17 protein-coding genes and 1 pseudogene are annotated in these 21,885 nt (G+C 41.1%); 16 read left to right on the forward strand and 2 right to left on the reverse strand.

Annotated features, from left to right (window positions below):
- Positions 1-348: 348 nt before the first annotated feature.
- The 3 genes from WFI24_RS01320 to WFI24_RS01330 all read left to right on the forward strand — a co-directional run bounded on the left by WFI24_RS01320 (position 349) and on the right by WFI24_RS01330 (position 3,509).
- On the forward strand, positions 349-1,323 hold the full coding sequence (locus WFI24_RS01320; protein WP_336758175.1) for a phosphotransferase enzyme family protein: 975 nt from the start codon (positions 349-351) through the stop codon (positions 1,321-1,323).
- A gap of 365 nt (positions 1,324-1,688) precedes the next feature.
- Complete coding sequence (locus WFI24_RS01325) at positions 1,689-2,264, forward strand: TetR/AcrR family transcriptional regulator (protein ID WP_336758177.1); 576 nt, start codon at positions 1,689-1,691, stop codon at positions 2,262-2,264.
- 204 nt (positions 2,265-2,468) lie between these two features.
- Positions 2,469-3,509, forward strand: a complete 1,041-nt coding sequence (locus WFI24_RS01330) for an NADH:flavin oxidoreductase (RefSeq protein ID WP_336758178.1) — start codon at positions 2,469-2,471, stop codon at positions 3,507-3,509.
- 223 nt (positions 3,510-3,732) lie between these two features.
- Here the strand turns inward: WFI24_RS01330 and WFI24_RS01335 are convergent, their stop codons facing one another.
- On the reverse strand, positions 3,733-4,752 hold the full coding sequence (locus WFI24_RS01335) for an alpha/beta fold hydrolase (RefSeq protein WP_336758179.1): 1,020 nt from the start codon (positions 4,750-4,752) through the stop codon (positions 3,733-3,735).
- A 145-nt stretch (positions 4,753-4,897) separates the two neighbouring features.
- On the opposite strand from WFI24_RS01335, the gene WFI24_RS01340 reads away from it, so the two are divergent.
- The 8 genes from WFI24_RS01340 (at position 4,898) to WFI24_RS01375 (ending at position 15,369) form a co-directional block, all read left to right on the forward strand.
- Positions 4,898-5,806, forward strand: coding sequence for a LysR family transcriptional regulator (locus WFI24_RS01340; protein ID WP_336758181.1), 909 nt, complete (start codon positions 4,898-4,900; stop codon positions 5,804-5,806).
- A 69-nt stretch (positions 5,807-5,875) separates the two neighbouring features.
- Positions 5,876-6,592 (forward strand): class I SAM-dependent methyltransferase, encoded by a 717-nt coding sequence (locus WFI24_RS01345; RefSeq protein WP_336758183.1) that lies wholly within the window; start codon positions 5,876-5,878, stop codon positions 6,590-6,592.
- A 275-nt stretch (positions 6,593-6,867) separates the two neighbouring features.
- A complete protein-coding gene (locus WFI24_RS01350) occupies positions 6,868-8,799 on the forward strand; it encodes a fructose-1,6-bisphosphatase (RefSeq protein ID WP_336758184.1) in 1,932 nt (643 codons plus the stop codon).
- Between the two features lie 178 nt (positions 8,800-8,977).
- On the forward strand, positions 8,978-9,865 hold the full coding sequence (locus WFI24_RS01355; protein ID WP_336758185.1) for an RCC1 domain-containing protein: 888 nt from the start codon (positions 8,978-8,980) through the stop codon (positions 9,863-9,865).
- A 292-nt stretch (positions 9,866-10,157) separates the two neighbouring features.
- Positions 10,158-10,997 (forward strand): BglG family transcription antiterminator LicT, encoded by an 840-nt coding sequence (licT, locus tag WFI24_RS01360; protein ID WP_076216836.1) that lies wholly within the window; start codon positions 10,158-10,160, stop codon positions 10,995-10,997.
- Positions 10,998-11,144: 147 nt separating this feature from the next.
- Positions 11,145-13,010, forward strand: coding sequence for a beta-glucoside-specific PTS transporter subunit IIABC (locus WFI24_RS01365; RefSeq protein WP_336758188.1), 1,866 nt, complete (start codon positions 11,145-11,147; stop codon positions 13,008-13,010).
- 13 nt (positions 13,011-13,023) lie between these two features.
- Positions 13,024-14,484, forward strand: a complete 1,461-nt coding sequence (locus tag WFI24_RS01370) for a glycoside hydrolase family 1 protein (protein WP_336758189.1) — start codon at positions 13,024-13,026, stop codon at positions 14,482-14,484.
- Positions 14,485-15,042: 558 nt separating this feature from the next.
- Positions 15,043-15,369: a hypothetical protein gene (locus WFI24_RS01375; RefSeq protein WP_336758190.1), complete on the forward strand. Its 327-nt coding sequence runs from the start codon at positions 15,043-15,045 to the stop codon at positions 15,367-15,369.
- On the opposite strand, the gene WFI24_RS01380 is transcribed toward WFI24_RS01375, so the two are convergent.
- Positions 15,353-16,225 (reverse strand): AraC family transcriptional regulator, encoded by an 873-nt coding sequence (locus tag WFI24_RS01380; RefSeq protein ID WP_336758192.1) that lies wholly within the window; start codon positions 16,223-16,225, stop codon positions 15,353-15,355. The two genes, WFI24_RS01375 and WFI24_RS01380, sit on opposite strands and share 17 nt — an antisense overlap.
- Positions 16,226-16,460: 235 nt before the next feature.
- Between WFI24_RS01380 and WFI24_RS01385 the strand changes: the two genes are divergently transcribed.
- From WFI24_RS01385 to WFI24_RS01405, 5 genes and pseudogenes are all read left to right on the forward strand, one after another.
- On the forward strand, positions 16,461-17,600 hold the full coding sequence (locus WFI24_RS01385; protein WP_336758193.1) for a glycoside hydrolase family 88 protein: 1,140 nt from the start codon (positions 16,461-16,463) through the stop codon (positions 17,598-17,600).
- Between the two features lie 208 nt (positions 17,601-17,808).
- Positions 17,809-18,843, forward strand: a complete 1,035-nt coding sequence (locus WFI24_RS01390; RefSeq protein WP_336758194.1) for an ROK family protein — start codon at positions 17,809-17,811, stop codon at positions 18,841-18,843.
- An 88-nt stretch (positions 18,844-18,931) separates the two neighbouring features.
- The gene (locus tag WFI24_RS01395; protein ID WP_336758195.1) at positions 18,932-19,516 is read left to right on the forward strand and encodes a sugar O-acetyltransferase; all 585 of its coding nucleotides are present in this window, start codon (positions 18,932-18,934) and stop codon (positions 19,514-19,516) included.
- A 442-nt stretch (positions 19,517-19,958) separates the two neighbouring features.
- Positions 19,959-20,819 carry a DegV family protein gene (locus tag WFI24_RS01400; protein WP_336758749.1) on the forward strand — a complete coding sequence of 287 codons (861 nt, stop codon included), beginning with the start codon at positions 19,959-19,961 and terminating at the stop codon, positions 20,817-20,819.
- A 27-nt stretch (positions 20,820-20,846) separates the two neighbouring features.
- Positions 20,847-21,458 (forward strand): annotated as a pseudogene (locus tag WFI24_RS01405) (GNAT family N-acetyltransferase).
- Positions 21,459-21,885: the final 427 nt, after the last annotated feature.

Genomic DNA, 21,885 nt, shown 5'->3' on the forward strand with positions numbered 1-21,885 from the left:
GATGCCATGGCATACAAAGGGTAGGAACTGATACCAGTAAAGAAAATGTAACGATTGTCCTAAGTATACGATTGTATAACAAAGCGAAAGGGTCATCCCACATAGGATGGCTCTAAAACTTGCTGTTACAGACAACACGGAGGACAGTATCGTAAACGAAGAAGGTCGATTGAACTAAAGGGAAACAATAGTTCCATGAAACCAAAGGAGACCGCCGATCAACAGGATCGGTGGCTTTATTCGACTACCGGGCAGTAAAGTTTAGTTATAATCAACTTTTATCACGATAAAATAAAGTTCACTTGGTAAAATTGTGAAGTAAAAATCACATTAACTGGAGTGGATACTATGCTTTCTGAAGAAGATTATGCGAAGATGGCGAAAGAAGCTTTACATCAATACCCAATCTATTGGGAAAAACTTGTGTATCTCGGAAAGAGTGATAATGTTACATTTCAAGTTCAGACCAACGATGATCATCAAAAGTTTCTTATCAAAATCCATAACTCAACGATTTCCATTCAATCAAAAGGGAATATCGCATCAGAGCTTATTTGGCTTGAAGCTTTGGTTAAAGATACAAATCTCGTCGTACCTGCACCTGTTAGAAATCTTCATGATGATCTGGTAACAGAAATCACAACTGATCTTAGCGAAAATACAATCATGCTGACTATTCATCATTGGATTCATGGAAGCGTACTTCAAAGAGAGCCAACAAGTAATGAAACTGAAAATTTAGCTCTCTTAATGGCGACTCTACATAAACATTCTATGCAGTGGAATGCACCTGAAGGCTTTAATAGACCAATATACAATTCTGATCATTTATATTCATCACTTAATCAATTAAAACGGTTAGTAAATTTAGAGCTTATCTCAAGCGAAGTGTTTGTTCATGTGGAAGAGTCAGCACATAAAATAGCAAATGTGATACAAAATTATAAACGTTTGCCAAGTAACTGGGGAGTTATTCATTCTGACCTTCATGAGAGTAACTATGTATTTTATGACGATACTCCTCAACCTATAGATTTTTCGAATTGTGGCTATGGCTTTTATTTATTTGATATGGCTGAAACATTTTTGCATCTTTCATCTGATAATAGGAAAGTATTTATTTCAGCGTATAGCAAAGTAAATCAACTGGAAGAGAATTATGTCGAGTTATTAGAAGCATTTTTTATTTGGTCAATCATTAGGACTTTCGCATTCCATTCTCTAAATCCAAATGAACAACAATCCTTAGCGGCAAATTTTCCATCAGTTATTGAAAACTATTTTAGGAAATATCTTAAAGGAGAAAATTTTTTGTTAAACTAAGGAGTAGAGGTCCTGTAGGAGACGGAAAACCGAATTATCCTTCAATATCTCAATGGATATCTATTAGCTCTTCTTTTATTCTTGGAGTAGTTAATTTACCTCTTTCCATAATTCGATATAGACAAAAGGCTAAAGAAGATATTAAAAGTTAATGCTTTATTACGCTAACGTAGAAACTATAATTGAATAAACGACGAAAATGAAGCTGCCTGTGTCGGCAGCTTTCATTACGTTAACGAGTAGGGTAGATGAATTTTGTGAGTATACTTCAGGTATGCGAACGATAAAAACATAAACAGTTTTCAAATAGGATGTAAAATGTATCAGTTCTTGACTGCATGGTCAATAACTGATACATTAATCCCATGAGCAGACCAAGAGAATTTGATGTCGATCGTGTATTACACCAGTCTATGGAAGTGTTCTGGAATCAAGGCTTCAAAGCAACTTCTTATGAGGACCTTACACGTACTACAGGAGTCAAAAAGCAAAGTTTGTACTGTGTTTTTAAAGACAAGCGATCGTTGTTCCTGAAGGCGCTGGCACTTTACCGTGAACAGGTTATAGCGAAACTGAAAGAGATTGAAGCCCTGGATTCGTCTCCCGTTGATAAACTGGATACCTTACGATATTCCCTTTTAGACGATGAAACTAGCTGCCAAGGATGTCTAATTGTGAATGCATCACTCGAATTCGGAACAGATGACGAGCAGGTCACACGAGAAGCTGAGCTCATGGCAGAAGAGATTCAACTGGTATTAGAGAAGATCATACGTAGTGGCCAGAAACAACAGTTAATTTCCAACCGGTATACGAGTATAGAGCTTGCATCTTATCTAAATAACACCATTCTTGGTGTGAGAGTTATGGAGAAATCAGGTTCATCCCGTGAACAGATCGAGACGGTTCTGCGTACTTCATTTGGCATGATCATGTCTTGATCTTTTTTTGTGAAATTCTTGACTACGAAGTCAAAAATAATTAAAGGCGGATTAATACAGCACGAAACCTTGAAGGAGGTGGAGCTTTTCGATAAAAATCGTGTATTGATTCATTTGGAAATAACGTCTAGCTGTTAACCAGGCTGGTTGCTGTTTAACATCTCCTAGGTCAATTTATATAAAACGAAATATGTGGAGGTTATTATGAATTATTCTCAATCCGTAGAAGCATTGTTCCAACCTATAGAGTTAGGTCACTTGAAGTTATCCAATCGGATCGTAATGGCGCCGATGACGCGTCAATTTTCTCCGGACGGTATTCCGGGTTCGAATGTTGCGGGCTATTATCGCCGCAGAGCAGAGAACGCAGTGGGGCTTATTGTGACAGAAGGGACAATAATTAATCATCCGGATGCATCCAATCAAGCCAATGTGCCGCACTTTTATGGCGAAGCTGCAATGAATGGTTGGGCACATGTTGTATCTGAAGTACATGAAGCTGGCGGTCGAATTATTCCACAGATCTGGCATATGGGAGCCAAAGGTCATGTTAATGATTATTCGGAAGCTGAGATTGCTACAATCGTTCAGGAATTCGCAAAAGCAGCCTCAGAAGCGAAACGTGTTGGGTTCGACGGTGTTGAAATCCATGGAGCACATGGCTATCTGATCGACCAATTCCTGTATGAGAAAACCAACTCTCGTACGGATCGTTATGGTGGAGATATGATGGCTCGCACACGTTTTGCAGTTGAAGTAATTGAGGCTTGCCGTAAAGTAGTGGGATCGGAATTCCCTATTGTACTGCGTTTATCTCAGTGGAAGACAGATGATTATCAGGCTAAATTGGCTGAAACACCGGAATTACTGGAGCAGCTTCTCACACCGTTGGTTCAAGCTGGAGTCGATATCTTCCACTGTTCCACACGCCGTTTCTGGGAGCCGGAATTCGAAGGATCTGATCTGAATTTTGCTGGTTGGACAAAAAAACTGACTGGTAAACCGACAATCACTGTTGGATCGATTGGTCTTGATGGTGACTTTACAAGTCTGTTCACAGAAGGTAAAGGTGCAAGTAACGTCGGTATCGAGGGATTGGTACAACGACTTCAGAATGATGAGTTTGATCTGGTTGCTGTAGGCCGTGCTCTTCTAGTCGACCCTGAATGGGTTAAGAAAATTCAAGAAGGTCGTACTGATGATCTGGTTCCATTCACAAGAGAGGCGATGACTGTACTTACTTAATTGCAGTTATAATCATTAGGAATATGTATTAATCAAACACACCTTCAAGATCATCTTGGAGGTGTGTTTGTAATGGCAACCAGAGTGAGTTATCCGGTGGAATTAAAGATGAAAGACATAGAAATGAGACTGACAGAGTACCGGTATCGTAATGGAAAATTGCACTGCTTAGAGCAGAACAGGGACTTGCTAGGCCTGACAGACATCCAATGCAAGTGACGATCTATTCATTAGTGCTAAGTGACAACAAGTGTTTTAGATTGTCATCAATCAATTGATTATCGGCACTGTTGATTCCACGACCGGCAAAATGGCCCCAGATCGATTGAATTGGTTTCAAGACAGCATTAGGTATACGCTTAGCTTCATATTCATTATCGTCCGCTGTGCAGAAGAGATCCGTGCTTCCCGGCATGATACAGGCAAGTGCTTTTATGCTCTGAAGTGCTTTATCAAAGTCTCCGTTATAGGAGGGGTTTGCACTGATATCAGCATGTTGACCTGTCCATAACATGGCCAGAACATTATGCGGATCCATATTCATAAAGCTATTTTCCCAGACACCAGCTACAAAATCCTCCAATGTGTCAAATCCCATCTTACGGTAAAGCTCTTCTCTATAAAACGCATGTGATAGTCCCCATCCCGCATACACCCGACCAACGGCACGCATGTCTGTAGAACTTAGTTGGTTTAATTTACTTGAGTCGAAGCCGACTGCAGATAGCAGTGAAGCTTTCACGCCTTCCAGGACTACAAATGTGTGTGGCCAAGGTTTGGCGATGCCTCCGAAAGGTGCGATTCGTTCAACCATCTCCGGGTAACTTGTCCCCCATTGAAATGCCTGAATGCCGCCCATCGACCACCCGACGACGAGAGCAATCTTTTGAATACCGAATTTTTCGGTTAGCAGTTGGTGTTGGAATCGAACGTTGTCGTAGATGGTTACCTGTGGAAAGTTAGCCCGATCAAATGGAGGAGGCGTGTTACTGGGTGAGGAAGAGAGTCCATTGCCCAGCAAATTGGGAACGATAATAAAATATTTCTCTGGATCCAGTGCCATCCCGCTGCCAATGAGCCATTCATTCTGAATATGCTGATCTCCAAAAGCCGTTGGATAGACAATAACATTGTCTTTCTGTTCATTTAATTTTCCGTAAGTTTGATAAGCGAGATAAGCGTTTGGTAACGTCACTCCTGATTGTAAGAGTACATCACCCAAATTAAAAATTTCATAATCCATCGTATAATTGCTCCCTTCAAAATGAAAAACCACATGTTCACTGTGATCTCTTGTACTCAGTATAGAGCTGTGATACTCTCAATAAAAGTGAATATAATTCAAGATAGTATTCAATAAAATTGAAAGATGAAGGAGGGATCATCGGATGGAATTGCGTCAACTGAATACGTTTTGTACGGTTGCAAAAACATTGAATTTCACGCGGGCAGCAGAAGCGCTGAGCTACGTTCCTTCCAACGTCACGATGCAAATTAAAGCATTGGAAGATGAGCTAGGGGTTCGCCTCTTTGATCGGTTGGGCAAGCAACTCGCGCTCACAACTGCGGGTAAACGCTTTTTAACACACGCCCAAGGCGTTCTTGAGAAAATGGACGAAGCTCGTAGTGCTGTCCATGATATTAAAAAACTAAGTGGTACCTTAACGATAAGTGCGAATGAGGTTATTTGCTCCTATCGGCTTCCACCTGTCTTCCAACGGTTTCGTTCGCAGCATCCGGGAGTTCGTCTAATCTTCCGCTCAGTTCCGAATCAAGAGCTCAAGCAAACGCTCTTTGAGGGAACCACGGATTTGGTTTATATGTTGGATGAACCCATTCGCTCGAGTGGACTTTCCGTGGAGCCTTTGCTGGAAGAACATTTCCGATTGTTAGCTGCTCCAGATCACCCACTCGCCAAACGAACTGTGCTGCAATTGGAAGATTTTCATGAAGAAGTGTTCCTGACAAATGAGAAGGGTTGTCCCTATCGAACGATGTTTGATCGGTCATTTGAGAAAGAGGGAATTGATAACATTACATATTTAGAGTTTCAAAGTGCGGAAGCCATTAAACAATGTGCAATTTCAGGCATCGGTATTGCCTTTCTTCCTGAGATCGTCGTGGAATCTGAAGTTGAACGCGGAGAACTTGTTGTCCTCCCATGGCAAATTCCGGACTTGCAGGTATATACACAGATGTTGTGGCATAAAGACAAGTGGCTTTCACCAATCATGTTATCTTTCATAGAAGCAACCAGGGAAGTTTTTGGATCAAAGAATGAGAATAAAACCATATAGGTTATGTATGAGACATCAAACTGACTGTTGAGCACAGTAAAACGCTGCGAAAGTGGGGAGACATTATTTATGATTCCATTAGTATACGACCAGATTAACCATTGGGGAAAAGACGATGAATTTTTCCTTGCATTGTTAAAGAGATTACAAGTAGAATCTATAGCTGACCTGGGCTGTGGAACAGGAAGATGGACTACTCATCTTGTTCCGTGCGGTTATAAAATTACCGCTATAGATCCCAATGAAGAAGCGATTGAAATGGCGCGAAGTAAAGATAATTCTGGAAATGTAGATTGGATTATAGGTGGTAGTGCGGATTTACAAACCAATACCTATGATGCGGTAATTATGACAGCGAATGTTGCACAGGTATTTCTTACAGATGACAGTTGGAAGCGAGTAATCTCAGACGTATTCCGATCCCTAAAAATCGGGGGTCACTTTATTTTTGATACAAGAAACCCTTTGGTAAAAGTATGGGAAGAATGGGAGAAGGACAAAACTCCTGACTTCGCTAAAGATAGACTAAGCGGAGATCCTTTAGAAATTTATACAGAATATGAAGGGTTTGAGGGAGATATTTACACTTTCTATGAAATAGTAAAAAATACCAAAACGGAAAAAGTGTTAGTTCATGAAAAAATGCAGCTGAGGTTTCGAAATCAAGAAGAACTTGATGAGTCGCTGAAACAAATCGGTTTTTCAAAAATTAAAACATATGGTGATTGGGAATTTAAACAAGCAAATTCTGAGAATAGATCGTTTATTTTTCATTGTGTAAAATAGCAGTTAGTAAAAAAATGTCGAGAAACAAGAACATGTTCTCATTGAAAGTCGCTATATTAGCGGCTTTTTTATTCCTAAAATAACTACAGACATTGTTCATTCAAATCCATTCAATGAAATTTGTTCATATAAGATGAACTGGAGTATGATGGGGGAAGGCGATGCTGATAATCACCATATAATCAATGCCAAGTATAGAGTGTAATTTTATATAGGTCTAAAGCTTTTGGACCCGGCTATACAACACCATACTTCCTTGAAGGGGGACATCTGTTTTGGATGAGCAGTTTCTAGATTTATTGGCCGAGAAATATGATACGGAAGAAAAAATCATAACAGAGATCATCAACCTTGAAGCGATCTCCAATCTCCCGAAGGGAACCGAGCATTTTGTCAGTGATTTGCATGGGGAGTTCCAGGCTTTTCAGCATGTACTACGAAACGGTTCGGGTACCGTCAAAGAGAAAATCAAAGAATTATTCCGGGAGGTATGGACGGAACAAGAAATCAATGATTTTGCGGCGTTGGTTTATTACCCGGAAGAAAAAATACAGTTGGTTATAGGGGAACTGAGCAATAAACAGGCTTTGAACCAGTGGTATAGACTAACGATTGAACACATGCTTAAGCTTATTTCTTATGCCTCTTCCAAGTATACACGCTCAAAATTGCGTAAAGCTCTGCCGGAGCAATATGTATATATTGTAGAAGAGCTTCTATACAAGACGGATTCGACCAACAATAAGGATCCTTATTACGAGGAAATATATCGGCAAATTATATCCTTGGGCCAGGCGGACAATCTCATTATCGGCCTGGCTTATACGACCCAGCGCTTGGTGGTTGACCATCTTCATGTGGTTGGAGATATCTATGACCGGGGGCCGTACCCCGATAAAATTATGGATACGCTAATCAACTACCATTCTGTAGACATTCAGTGGGGTAACCATGATGTCCTCTGGATCGGAGCCTACGCGGGGTCTCTGGTCTGCCTTGCGAATATTATCCGGATCTGCGCCAGATACGACAATCTGGACATCATTGAAGATGTATACGGAATCAATCTGCGCCCACTGCTAAAGCTGGCGGAGAAATATTATGAAGACAATCCGCCCTTCAGACCTAAGCTACAGGCTGGCCATAATGTATCGGAGCAGGAAATTCTGCAGATCACCAAAATTCACCAAGCCATTGCCATGATCCAGTTTAAACTTGAAATCCCGATTATCAAGAGACGCCCATACTTTAATATGTCTGAAAGACTTTTGCTGGAGCAGATTGATTACGACAACAATGAAATCAACATCTGCGGTAAAACGTACCTGCTGGAAAACACCTGTTTCGCAACCGTAAATCCACAGAAGCCTGAACAATTGCTGGAGGAAGAACGCCAGGTGATGGAAAAGCTGTTGTTTTCCGTTCAGCATTCCGAAAAGATGGCCAGACATATGAATTTTCTCATGAAAAAGGGTAGCCTTTATTTAAAATACAACGGGAATTTGTTAATCCACGGCTGTATTCCTTTAGATGAAGAAGGAAATATGGAAGAAATGCAGATTGAAGACAAGACATATGCGGGCCGTCAATTGCTTGATGTTTTTGAAGATTATCTACGTTACGCCTTTGCGCATCCGGAAGAGACAGAAGATCTGGCGACGGATATGGTATGGTACATCTGGACAGGGGAATGCTCCTCGCTCTTTGGAAAGAGAGAAATGACCACTTTTGAACGGTATTTCATCCAAGATAAAGAAGCACATAAGGAGAGAAAGAATCCGTACTACCATTTACGTGAAAATGAAGAGATCTGTCGAAAAATCTTGCAGGAGTTTGATTTGAATCCAGATCATGGACATGTCATTAACGGCCACACGCCAGTCAAAGAAATTAGTGGAGAGAACCCTGTAAAAGCAAACGGAAAAATGATCGTGATTGACGGCGGTTTTTCCAAAGCCTTTCAATCCACAACGGGCATTGCCGGATATACCTTGTTGTATAATTCCTTTGGCATGCAGCTCGTCGCCCATAAGAAATTTAAATCAAAAGAAGATGTGTTATGTAGCGGAACGGACGTGTTATCTCTAAAAAGATTGGTGGACAAAGAACTGGCGCGGAAGCTGGTGAGGGAAACCAATGTCGGAGAAAAGCTGCTGCAGAAAATCTCAAATTTGAAGGATCTATTAGACTATCGCGACATGAAATGAAACGATTGCTAAAAATACACACCTGGATCAACCGTTTGAGTGCAATATGACGTAGACGCTCGTATTGGGCAGGGAAGTAATAATACCCAGCCTGTACGAGCCTTTCTTTTGTAGCAGTGCGATCTAACAACGTAGAGGAAATGTGAATTTGCCTTCAATTAGTGGAGAGGAGGAAGATATGGACTACAATTCACCGAAGGAAACAGTGTTTGAGACGAAACGGTTCCGTAGCTGTACCATAGCGGCAGGTCGTCGTCATACCGTTGCTCTTAAATCTGACGGAACAGTAATAGCTGTGGGTGATCATAAATACGGTCAATGTAAGGTAAGCGATTGGTGCCATATTGTCGCAGTTGCTGCTGGTAATGTTCATATGGCTGCGAACACCGGTAATGCACATACCGTTGGTCTTAAATCTGATGGTACGGTAACTGCTATAGGTTGGAATAAGCATGACCAATGTAATGTAAGCGAATGGCGCGACATTGTAACCATTTCGGCAGGTTGGTGCCGTACTGTTGGGGTTAAATCAGATGGCACTGTGGTTGCGGTGGGGCGAAATAATGAAGGGGAATGTAACGTGAGCAGCTGGCATAATATTGTATCGGTCACGACGGGTGACTGGCATACAGTTGGTCTAAAATTAGACGGAACGGTAACAGCCGTTGGTAACAATAAGTATAACCAATGTAGCGTAAACGACTGGAGCGACATATTGGCTGTTTCGGCGGGGTATCTTCATACGGTTGGACTTAAATCGGATGGCACGGTAGTGGCTGTGGGAAGAAATAATGATGGTGAATGCGACGTAAGCAGTTGGCGCGATATTGTGGCAGTTTCAGCGGGGAGTTATCATACCGTTGGTCTTAAGTCTGACGGTACAATGGTTGCGGTGGGTTCGAATAAACATCACCAATGCGACGTACGTGGCTGGCACGATATTCGAGCTGTTTCGGCGGGGTGTGCCCATACGATTGGACTGAAATCGGATGGTACGATGGTTGCTGTGGGTGATAATGATTATGGACAATGTGATGTAAGCGGATGGAGTAGCATCCAACAATAAAATGTCGAGGAATAAGAACATATTCCTATGGAAGTCGCTATTTTAGCGGTATAATTTTAATTGATCGTTTTGAGTTATAGAAAGTACTCTAAATAACTATATTGACAAATTTAACGCCTTCCACTAAGATAATCGTACAAGTAAATAATGAATATAATCAGGATTGTTACTGATCAGCAGGCAAGACCGATTAATATGCAAACATGTAGAGTTTAAATACCATGTGTGCACTATTAATGGTCTTTTTTATTTGCTAAATTCTGTTAACGTTTCATTTTAAAAGGAGATTCGTATGAAAATCACGCGAATTATTAATAATAATGTCGTCTGCGCTGTAAATGAAAGACGCCAGGAGATGATGCTTCTAGGAAGTGGCATTGGTTTTCAGAAGAAAAAAGGAGACGATGTGGACACAGAGAAGATTGAGAAAGAATTTTTCCTGAAGTCCAAAAATGTAACTGGCAAATTATATGCCCTGCTCGCGCAGATTCCGATGGAGTACATCCGTGTGTCCGATAGTATTATTCAATATGCCAAGCAGTCCTTGGATAAAGAGCTGAATGAAAATATATATTTGACGCTAACAGACCATATTAACTTCGCCGTATCACGCTATAAACAGGGAATGAACTTCAACAATGCGTTATTGTCTGAAATTAAAGCATTCTACGCCAATGAGTATCGAGTGGCTTTGAAGGCTTTGGATATGATTAATCAAGAATTCAACATTACGTTGCCTGAAGATGAGGCCGGCTTTATTGCGCTTCATATCGTCAATGCAGAACTCGGATCTGAAATGGAAGATACCATGAAGATCACGCAATTGATTCAAAAGGTCTTAAATATTATTCGTTATCAGTTCAAAATTCACTTTAATGAAAGTTCCCTTCACTATTCCAGACTGATCACGCATCTAAAGTTTTTTGCCTATCGTCTGTTTAACAATACGGTGATGAAAAGTAATGATAACGATTTCCTCCATATTATTAAAGAAAAATATAAGCTAGAGTACCAATGTAGTCTAAGAATTGCGCAGTTGATTCGGGTAGACTATGGGAAAGAATTAACCGAAGACGAATTGGTATATTTAACTGTTCATATCAAAAGGGTGACTGATGAAGAAAGGGATTGACCCATCATCGCTCCATAATGACTATACTAGGATTGTTACTGGTGATGCAGGCAAGACCTAGAGTTCCATCGTGTATAGAGCATATCTATATTCGATAGAACTCTAGGTCTTTTTTTGTAAAAAAATACATTGAAGGGGGAACAAAAAATGAAACATGAACAAACGGCTACCGACATTCTAAAACTTGTTGGTGGTGAAAAAAACATTGAAAGTGTTACACACTGTGCTACCAGGCTGCGCTTTAATTTGAAAGACGAGTCGATTGCAAACAACGAAGCACTGAAAAACGTACAAGGAGTTGTGGGTGTTGCCAGTAGTGGAGGCCAGTATCAGGTCATTATCGGTAATGAGGTCAACAACGTCTATAAAGCCCTTGCGCAACTAGGGAACTTTACAAGCAAGAATGATGCTCCAACTGTGAAAAAAGGAAAAGTCTCTACGGTTCTGGACACGATTGCCGGAATCTTCACACCGATTCTACCCGCAATGATCGGTTGCGCCATGATTAAGGCAGTTCTTCTCATTTTGAAAACCTTTAATCTGGTTGACCTTGACGGTCAATTTAATACAATTATGACTTTTGTCGGAGATGCAGCTTATTACTTCTTGCCAATGCTACTCGCCTGGAGTGCTGCTGTTAAACTTAAAGCTAATGTAGGCTTTGCGTTAACCATTGCGGGTATCTTGTTACATCCTAGCTTTTCGGCGTTGATGTCTGCGGGTGAGCCTGTTACGTTCTTCGGTCTACCTGTTACACAAGCAACGTATTCTTCTTCCGTTATTCCAATCATTTTAGCTGTATGGATCCTGTCATATGTGGAACGATTTGCTGAAAAGTATTCTCCTTCCGTGATCAAATCCATTTTGAAACCGTTAGTTGTAATACTTGTTATGGCACCTCTAACATTAATTGTTCTAGGCCCATTGGGTGCAATTGCCGGTAACTACCTTGCTTCTGCTGTATCCTATGTCAATACACACGCAGGATGGTTAGTGTCCGGTATTATTGGCGGTGCGTTCCCTTTCCTGATTCTGACGGGAATGCACTATAGTTTGGGACCCGTTGTCCTCACTGCTTATGCACAGACAAAAACCGATGGCATTGTTGGCCCAGGTATGCTCGTACACAATATTGCTCAAGGTGCAGCTGCGCTCGCGGTCGCATTAAGAACCAAAAATAAGGCATTTAAACAAGTTGCATACTCTACAAGTGTAACTGCGCTATTAGGTATTAGCGAACCTGCATTGTTTGGTGTAAATCTACGGTTGAAAAAACCGCTGATCGCTGTTGTCATTGGTGGTATTGTAGGCGGAATATATGTTGGCTTGTTCGGTGTAGCTCGATCTGCTCTAGGCATTGCCGGCTTGGCTACGTTACCAGCATTTATTACAGATAATCCATGGAACCTAATGCATGCAGCAATTGGTCTCGTCATTAGCTTTATTGTCACCTTCTTGATGACCCTTATTTTAGGATTTGAAGATGTGCCTGAGGATGGAACGAATCAACAAGCAACAGCGAAGTCTTCTTCAACAAACCATGTGCCTGTTGTTGGCGTCTCTGAGCATGTGCTCATAGCACCAATGACTGGTCGAGTTCTAGAGTTATCGAGAATAAAGGACGAAGCTTTTGCAACTGGAGCTATGGGAAAAGGGATCGCCATTGAACCTTCAGTTGGAAAGCTTGTTTCACCAGCCGATGGTGTAATATCCGCGGTATTCCCTACCTTCCACGCAATTGGTATTAGCTCGAATAATGGCGCTGAGCTCCTCGTTCATATCGGCATGAACACGGTCAAGCTGAAAGGTGAACATTTCAAGGTACATGTGCAAGAAGGCGATGAAGTAAAAGCTGGGGATTTACTTATTGAATTCGATACAGATGCAATAGCCTCCAAAGGTTATGACCTGACTACACCAATTATTGTTACGAATTCAGATGACTTTACAGATGTAATTGGTATAGACAAACCATCGATTACGATCGGTGAAAAACTAATGAAGATCATATAAGGAGGAATTGCCAATGAAGAACACAACCGTATTCCCAGACTCTTTTATGTGGGGCGGCGCAACAGCGGCGAATCAATACGAGGGTGCCTGGAACATGGATGGTAAAAAGGCAAGTACAGCAGATATGATGACGGGTGGAACGCATACTACTCCAAGACGAATCACTAAACACATTGAGGAGGGCGTAAACTATCCTTCCCATGAGGCAGTAGACTTTTATCATCATTACCAAGAAGATATCCGTCTGTTTGCAGAGATGGGCTTTCGAAGCTTCAGAATGTCCATTGCTTGGTCCAGAATATTCCCTAACGGGGACGATGTAACGCCAAATGAAGCAGGACTTCAATTTTACGACAAGGTGTTCAGTGAACTGAAAAAGTATAATATTGAACCCATCGTTACGATCTCACATTACGAAGCTCCGTTTGCGCTAACTGAGAAATTCAATGCTTGGGCTTCCAGAGAGATGATCGACTGCTACGTACGGTATTGTGAGACCATTTTCACCCGTTACAAGGATGTCGTGAAGTACTGGATTACATTTAATGAGATCAATAGTTTAATTGTTCCAGCAGGTGCATATATAGCAGGGGCATTATTAGTTGATGATAGTGGTGTATTTAACAATACGGTTGTGGATAGTACGCAATTAAGATTCCAGGCTTTACATCATCAATTTATAGCAAGTGCAAAAGCTGTCAAGCTTGCTCATGAGATTAATCCGGCGTTCCAAATCGGTTGCATGATTAATTATAGTCATGGTTACGGAAGTACATGTAAACCGGAAGATATGTTGAAGGCTCTGAGAATGGATCAGATTAACAATATGCTGAGCAGCGACGTGCAAGTGAGAGGGGAATACCCTGACTTTGCGAAGAGATATTTTAATGAGAACAATATTCAGATTGAGATGGCAGAAGAAGACGAAGAGGTGTTAAAACAAGGCTGTGTTGATTTCTATAGCTTCAGCTACTACAAATCTCATGTAGTGGGTACTCGCCCAGAGGGTGATGAGACCCAAGGGAATGTCTTTGGTGGATTCAAAAATCCTTATTTGAAGGCAAATGATTGGGGATGGCAAATCGATCCAGTTGGACTCCGTTACGTACTCAATCATGTGTACGATCGGTATAGAATCCCTATAATGATCGTTGAAAATGGCCTGGGAGCGGTTGATGTCATCGAAGAGGATGGCTCTATCCATGATACGTATAGGATCAATTTCCTGCGAGATCATATCGAACAAATGAGAGAAGCTATCCTCGATGGCGTTAATCTTATCGGCTACACGGCTTGGGGTTGCATCGACATCGTTAGTGCCTCAACTGGCGAAATGGAGAAACGCTACGGATTCATTTATGTAGATAAGGATAACGAGGGCAGTGGTACCCTGAAAAGAAGTAAAAAGGACAGTTTCCACTGGTATAAAAAGGTGATTGAATCCAACGGGGAAAGATTGAATTTGGAAACATAATTTGAAATCGGCTGCCTTTATTTAATTAACAGACAGATGGGTCATAACATTTAAAATTCTATCAAATAGACCAAGTACTTATCACTTTGTGAGACAAGTACTTGGTTTTTTTTGAGTATGACGGCTTATTTTGAAGACGGTAAACAGGAAAATGGAAGTTTGTTAGTTGGTGCAGATGGTTTACATTCAACAGTAAGAAACCAGATGTTTCCTAATCATCTATTACAGTACATAATGAATTCTGATCACCCCAAGAAACCAATCAGTAGATGAGTACCGGGGAGTATGTTGTGATTTTTAGAATAATGTGCAGAAATTTTAAGAACATTGGTAACTTCAACATACACTTCTTCAAAAAAAAGATAACATATGAAAGACACATGTAGCAAAGTCAGCCATAGGTCTTGCCCATCGTGTATTGCCGATTGATGAACCGGAGCCTCGTCTTCTGCTGGAACAGATTACAGCCGAAAGCAATGAAAATCACCAGCCCAACGCATCATGCACTATTTTAAACAGTATTCGGGAGTTGATCCGGCTTATATAGAAGAATTCTTAATGTGGATTGTGACACGAGTAGCGCAAGACTTCGCAGATCTCCATGAGATGAAAACGTCGCTGTGGGAGCTAAGGATTTCCCTACAGAATCAGAACTGTTTCCATAAGATAAAGCCACCCCTTAGCCATTGGCTTCTGGAATGGACCGAAAGAGCAGAAAAGAAGCGCCAACTACCTGAAACGACTATTGTGCAGTTGGTGATGAATATCGTTGCGCAAGAATATCATCAAGATATTAACCTGCGTTCGCTGGCAGAGAGGGTTTACTTAAGTCCGAATTATCTGGGCAATCTGCTTAACAAACACAAGCTCAGCCGTCAGGGCTGAGCTTGTGTTTTCGGTACTGGAGCGGCGTTGTTCGGTATATCTGTTTGAATTGGGCGATAAAATAGGCAGCCGTGTTGAAGCCAAGCGCAGAAGCAATCACGTCGATCGGCTGACTTGTAGTTTCTAGAAGATGACAGGCTTGCTTAATTCTTCGAGCTAGCAGGTATTCAGTGATTGTACTACCGGTTTCTTTTTTGAACATTCGTGAAGCATAAGACTTCGAGATATGTAGTTCTTCCGCAAGTCGGGATAGCTCGAAGCTGTGCGAGAAATTCCGCTCTATCCATTGCATGATTTGCTCGGCATATTGAGGCTGGCGGTAACCGGAAGATATCAGGCTGTCTTGCGGTTCATACGTTTGAAGCAAGGAAAGCATCTGCAATAAAAAGATGATATGGTTTTCCTGCTGTGAAACGCCTGATTGCCCACCGTTCATGAAGTGGAGTCGAAGGGAAGCAGAGATGCTGGTCTCATCCAAACATATATACCTGCAGGGTTTAACCGAGGCTCCGTAGCAAAGATGGTTGAAGAAACGAGCATGATTGGGAAACTTGTCGAGAAAAGACATACATACAGCTTGATTTAAATGAATGATTGAGCGAACGTAAGGTTTATCAGTCGAGGGACTTGCAAACACCTTATGCAGTTGAAACGGTTGAAAGAAAAAGAGCGCACCTGGGCGTATGGTGAACGCTTGGGGTCCAACAGTCACGGTGCCTTCTCCCTCGTGAACGATCAGTATTTCACAACATTGGTGCCAGTGGTAGAACCCCTTAAAGTGCTGCTCTGTACGGGTATGGCAGGAGGCAATCAATGGAATGCCATCTAATGGAATATGTTCAAGCAATTTTTGCATTAGTCATGCCTCCTTTATACAAATAATATTAGTTAGTTGTATTAAAAGATTAGAATCTCCAATTAAAATGTACAACAAATTGATATTATTGTACTACCAACAGACACTATTTGCACGTGATTTTTATAGAATGAAGGGAGTAAATATATTGGAACGAAGACATACCTCTCCGTTCATGCAAACGCATACACAAAGTTAAACCTGGCACATTTGAAAAAAAGAAGGGAGAACAACAATGGACTACAAATTGAGCAAAGACAATCAAACGTGGGTGAATGAGATTTGGGCAAAATTGCAAACGAAGATGTCCGCAGAGGTTGATCGTATTGGTGTGAAGATCCCATACATTCCTGAAGGAGGGCAGTATAAGGAAGATAAAGGTGAGACCGATATCTACTGGTGGACCAACGGTTTCTGGCCGGGCATGTTATGGCAGATGTACCATGCTACTGGCGAAGAAAAGTATAAAACGGCTGCCGAGGGCGTCGAACTCCGGCTTGACGCAGCCTTTGATGGGTATGAAGGGCTGCATCATGATGTGGGCTTCATGTGGTTGCATTCTGCCGTGGCAAACTATCGTCTGACTGGCAACACCCGTTCCAAGACGCGCGGATTGCATGCAGCAAATTTGCTTGCGGGACGATATAATCCACGTGGTAAGTTTATTCGTGCTTGGAACGATAACTGTACGGGCTGGATCATAATTGACTGTATGATGAATATACCTCTGCTCTATTGGGCGAGCGAAGTCAGCGAAGACCCGCGGTTCTCCTATATTGCAAAGGATCACGCAGATACGACCTTCAACAAAGCATTGCGTCCAGATGGGTCCTGTCATCATATCGTAGTACTGGATCCTAAGAACGGTGATTTCGTCGAAGCTCCAGAAGGACAAGGGTATGCTAGCGATTCCTCATGGTCACGTGGCCAGTCTTGGGCAATCTATGGATTCGCTCTAAGTTACCATTATAGTGGTGACTCTCGTTATCTTGATGCGGCTAAACAGGTTGCTCATTACTTCCTGGCAAATGTGAGTAGTTCAGATTATGTACCGAAAGTCGATTTTCGAGCACCGGAAGAACCAGTCTGTTGGGATACGACCGCTGGAATGTGTGCTGCATGCGGGTTACTTGAGATTGCCAAACATGTCGGCGTAAACGAGCGTGCTCTGTATGTAAACGGAGCTCTTAATATTCTCAAAGCAACCGACCAACGTTTTTGCAACTGGGACCCCGAGATTGATTCGATTGTTGATAATGGTACTGGCTCATATCATGGGCGAGGAGGGGATTATGCTGTGCCGATCATCTATGGAGATTATTTTCTCATTGAAGCAGTACTACGGCTGAAGAACAGCGATTTTCTAATTTGGTAATAGAGATCAGGTCAAGAAACTTCTCAACCCAAGCCAAGTTGAGAAGTTTTTCTTTTAAGGAAATAAATTAAAACATAATAAAATTAAATAGAAGCATAGAGCATTGCCGCATGATCAATTAAACATAAAGATGTAGACAAGAAGAGGTATGTATATTATGTTAATACTTAACGTAAGTGTTATCAAATATGATTGGAGGTGGTGAAAAATGGTAGATCATATTATTAACAATACAATGCGTGTCAAAAAGATGAACCAGGAACTGGTACGAGAAACACTGAAAGATATGAGACAGGGAACCAAGTCCATGGTCGCAGAGGCAACCGGTTTGAGCATAGCCACATGTCGTAATATACTCCATGAACTCCTTAGCACGGGTGAACTCATTCAGTTGGAATTAGAAGAATCGAACGGAGGCCGACCTGCGCAAATTTACAGGTATAATGTGGACTTTGCTAATATTGCCTGCATTATTATCAGAGCTGGAGTAACGCTTCATTCTCTAACGTACAGCGTCGTTAATCTGTCAGGGGAGTCATTGGAAGAAGGCTCTCAGCAATTAGAACAGATGAATGAAGAAAAGATATATGATTTGGTTGATAGACTTATATTGAAATATCCCCGTATACAGGCCATAGGAATTGGTGTTCCAGGTGCAGTACATCAAGGGGTGATTAATACCTGTGACATTCCTAATCTGATCAATGTCAATTTAGTAGCTCCCATTCAGGAGAAGCTTGAAGTTGAGGTTATTCTGGATAACGACATGAACCTAACGGTTTATGGACTTTATCAGAGACAGGGATACAATGAGAGAAACTCTCTGGTCGTTACGACATTTATTGAAGGCTCTCTACCTGGAGCAGGAATCATGATTGATGGGCACATTCACAGGGGAAATTCACGTTTTGCTGGAGAAATTGCCTTTCTGCCCTTGGAAATGTCTCATGATGAACAGTTTAGAAAGCTCCATAATCGAGACACATTCCATCCGCTTGCAGCCCGGGGCGTCTCGAGCCTAATCGCTGTGATGAACCCTGAAACGATTGCTTTGACAGGTGATTTATTGAAACCGGGTGATGTGGAGCTGATCCGGAATGAATGTCTGAAGTATATTCCCGAGTTACATATGCCCCGTTTGATACTACTTGAGAATCCAGATGATGATTACATGTGTGGATTAATTAAAATGACATTGGAAAGCCTCTCTTATTCACTGCAGCTAGTAGAGAAGAGGAGGTGAAGTGTAACACAAATAATCCAAATATCGCTCGAAAAGCAGCCAAACCACTATAAGTTAAATTTTAAGATAAGGAAGGATAAAAACGACTATGAAAACAGAAAAACAAAAGATGCTTGATGGAGAATTGTATATGGCTTGGGATCCTGAACTTACACGTGATCGCGCATACGCCAGACGTATGACGCGCATGTATAATCAGACCACTGAAACGGATGATGAAATGAGAGTAGAAATACTCAAGAAATTGCTCGGTTCCACAGGTGAAAACCTAGGTATGGAGCCCAATATTCGTTTTGACTACGGTTATAATATTCATGTGGGAGACCACTTTTATACCAACTTTGATTGCACAATATTAGATGTATGTGAAGTAGTAATAGGGAACAATTGCCTATTTGGGCCGGGGGTTCATGTATACACAGCTACTCATCCATTGGATCCCACAGAAAGAAATAAAGGACCGGAATTTGGTAAGCCAGTAAAGATTGGAAATAATGTATGGGTTGGCGGCAGAGCTATTATCAATCCAGGTGTGACGATTGGTAATAATGTCGTAGTTGCTTCCGGAGCAGTTGTGACTAAGGACGTTCCAGACAACGTGGTGGTTGGCGGCAACCCAGCGAGAGTAATTAAACAAATTGAAGAGACGAATATCATCGAAAAACATATCTAATAATCGTTCATAATTTCAACAAGGAAACGATTTGAACCACTCTGACTTGATATTTACTCAAAAACCCTGTTGTCTTCTAGATAGCAAGGTTTTTCTATTTATACAGCAAAAGAGGATTGTTACTTCGGTTATTACCGTATACAGCTTCAATTCACAAGAAAATTAGTAGACAATTGAGCAATTGCTGGGGCTAATTTGATTATTCCTCTGGCTATCGCCGGAGACTGTACCGTCTTTTGTAGATAAAATGATTAAAGTTGCAAATTAGAAATAGTAGTTTATAATAATATCAGATGATACTATTATGTATCATTTGATATTATTATTATCTTAATTATGACCCTTACCTCATGTAGTGTTTATGCTTTTTATTTCTATCTTAATTCACATAAATAGAATATTTTTTAAGTTTCAATGGATATAGAAGGCTGAAAGGGTGAATATGATGAGAACAGACCATACTATTAAATTGATAGTCGACAGCACTGCTGACCTATCGAACCAATGGCTACAGCAATACGATATTAGTGTTGTCCCACTTTATGTAATCATGGGGACTCAAACTTACAAAGATAATCTCGAGATAACTCCAGCAGAACTATATCGTCGTTCCGAGGAAGAAGGGGTTATTCCTAACACCGCAGCTCCATCTCCTTCAGATTTTTATCAAATCTTTGAAGAAGAGATTCTCGCAGGTAAACAAATTCTATATATTAGCATGTCATCCAAAGTATCATCTACCAATCAAAATGCGCATATTGCAGCTAAAGAGTTCCCTGCTGGACGAATTCATATCATTGACTCCATGCATTTATCAGCAAGTTATGCCATGTTAGTGCTTCGTGCTGCACGTGCAATTGAAATAGGTCAGTCTATTGAAGAGGTGCTAGCAGATATAGAACATGTGAGGGAAAAGGTCAAGATTGAGGTCTTAGTAGATAGACTCGATTATCTGCATAAAGGAGGACGCGTTAATAGTATGCAGCACCTTATTGGTAATGTGCTAAGGGTGCGCCCCATATTAAATATCATTAATGGAGAGGTACGGTCCGTTCTAAAATATCGCGGTAAAATGGATAAGGCATTGGAAAGTATTATACAAAAAATTTCAACTCAAAAAAATCAGATTTGTCCCAATCTCTTGATCATTGCTCAAACAGTTGCGGAGAAAATGACAGATAAAGTTCGAACTAGCATACTTGAGCATGCTTACTTTAAAGAAGTGATAGTTATTGAGGGTGGGTGTGTAATAGGTTCACATACTGGTCCGAACACCATTGCGATAAGCTACTTGAATTTGTGAGGGAACTGGAAAGGAGTATTGATCAACATGAAGACAGACATCTCAATCTCGCAGGCCGATCCACATTCCAATGTTGGAGCCAAACTCAATTTAATGGCAGTTGGAGATATGGCACACTCTATTGTGGGGTCAAGTAAGCAAAGCATTGCTGATGCGACATTTAGAATGCTATGGAGGTCTAAGAACAATCGATTTAGTCATGAATTTGCCTATGAAGCAAAAATGGGTGACCAATCGCTTGGAATGATAACGTGTTTACCCATTACCGTTCTGGAAAAATTGGCCTCCTCTACGGCGAAACAACTGTTTTCATACCGAAAACTAGGACTGATCACTTACAATCTGCTGCATCCAAAAGCCTTATTCACAACACTCACACTGAAGGAATGATTCGAAGGAGAGTATCATATCGCAACTCTTGCAGCTATGCCTGAAAGCAGAGGCATGGGGATAGGCTCCCAACTCATTCAGCATGCAGAAGAGCAGGCGATCAAACAGGGGTATACCCTAAGTTCCCTTACAGTCAAAAAAGAGAATCATCTTGCTGCCAAACTATACGCCAAACTGGGCTATGAAATTACCTCTGAAATAGTGAAACCTACTGTATCATTGTATCGAATCGTCAAAAAGCTAAAATGAATGTCCTAATTCGGTGAGCAAAGTGCGAGCTACAGCGGTGTAAAAACCCTCAGCTTGTGCTTTTTTATGTTTTTGAACGTTTAACGCTATATTGAAACAAATTTAGAATTTATTTTTGCTTACAAAAAGCATGTGGCAGCCGTCGCCGAAATTGTAATGAATTTCAGATATACTTTACAAAAATATGCCGGAGAACATGTAGATGTATGCCAATATTTTGGGCTTGAAGTATCAGGTGGAACTTCCAAAAAACACAGGAGAAAGGAATTGAACTAACGGGAAATTATTGTTTAGTAAAGACGTACTACAGCCGGCAATTCGATCGGCTGTTTTTTTATGACAAATATTTTGAGAAGTAGTGTCCCTTTGAAATGTTCGGATGAATATTGCCAATTCATTTAATCCAAGATCTTGGAAACTTTCCCCA

The organism is Paenibacillus sp. USHLN196 (assembly GCF_037144955.1).
Lineage (GTDB): Bacteria > Bacillota > Bacilli > Paenibacillales > Paenibacillaceae > Paenibacillus > Paenibacillus xylanexedens_C.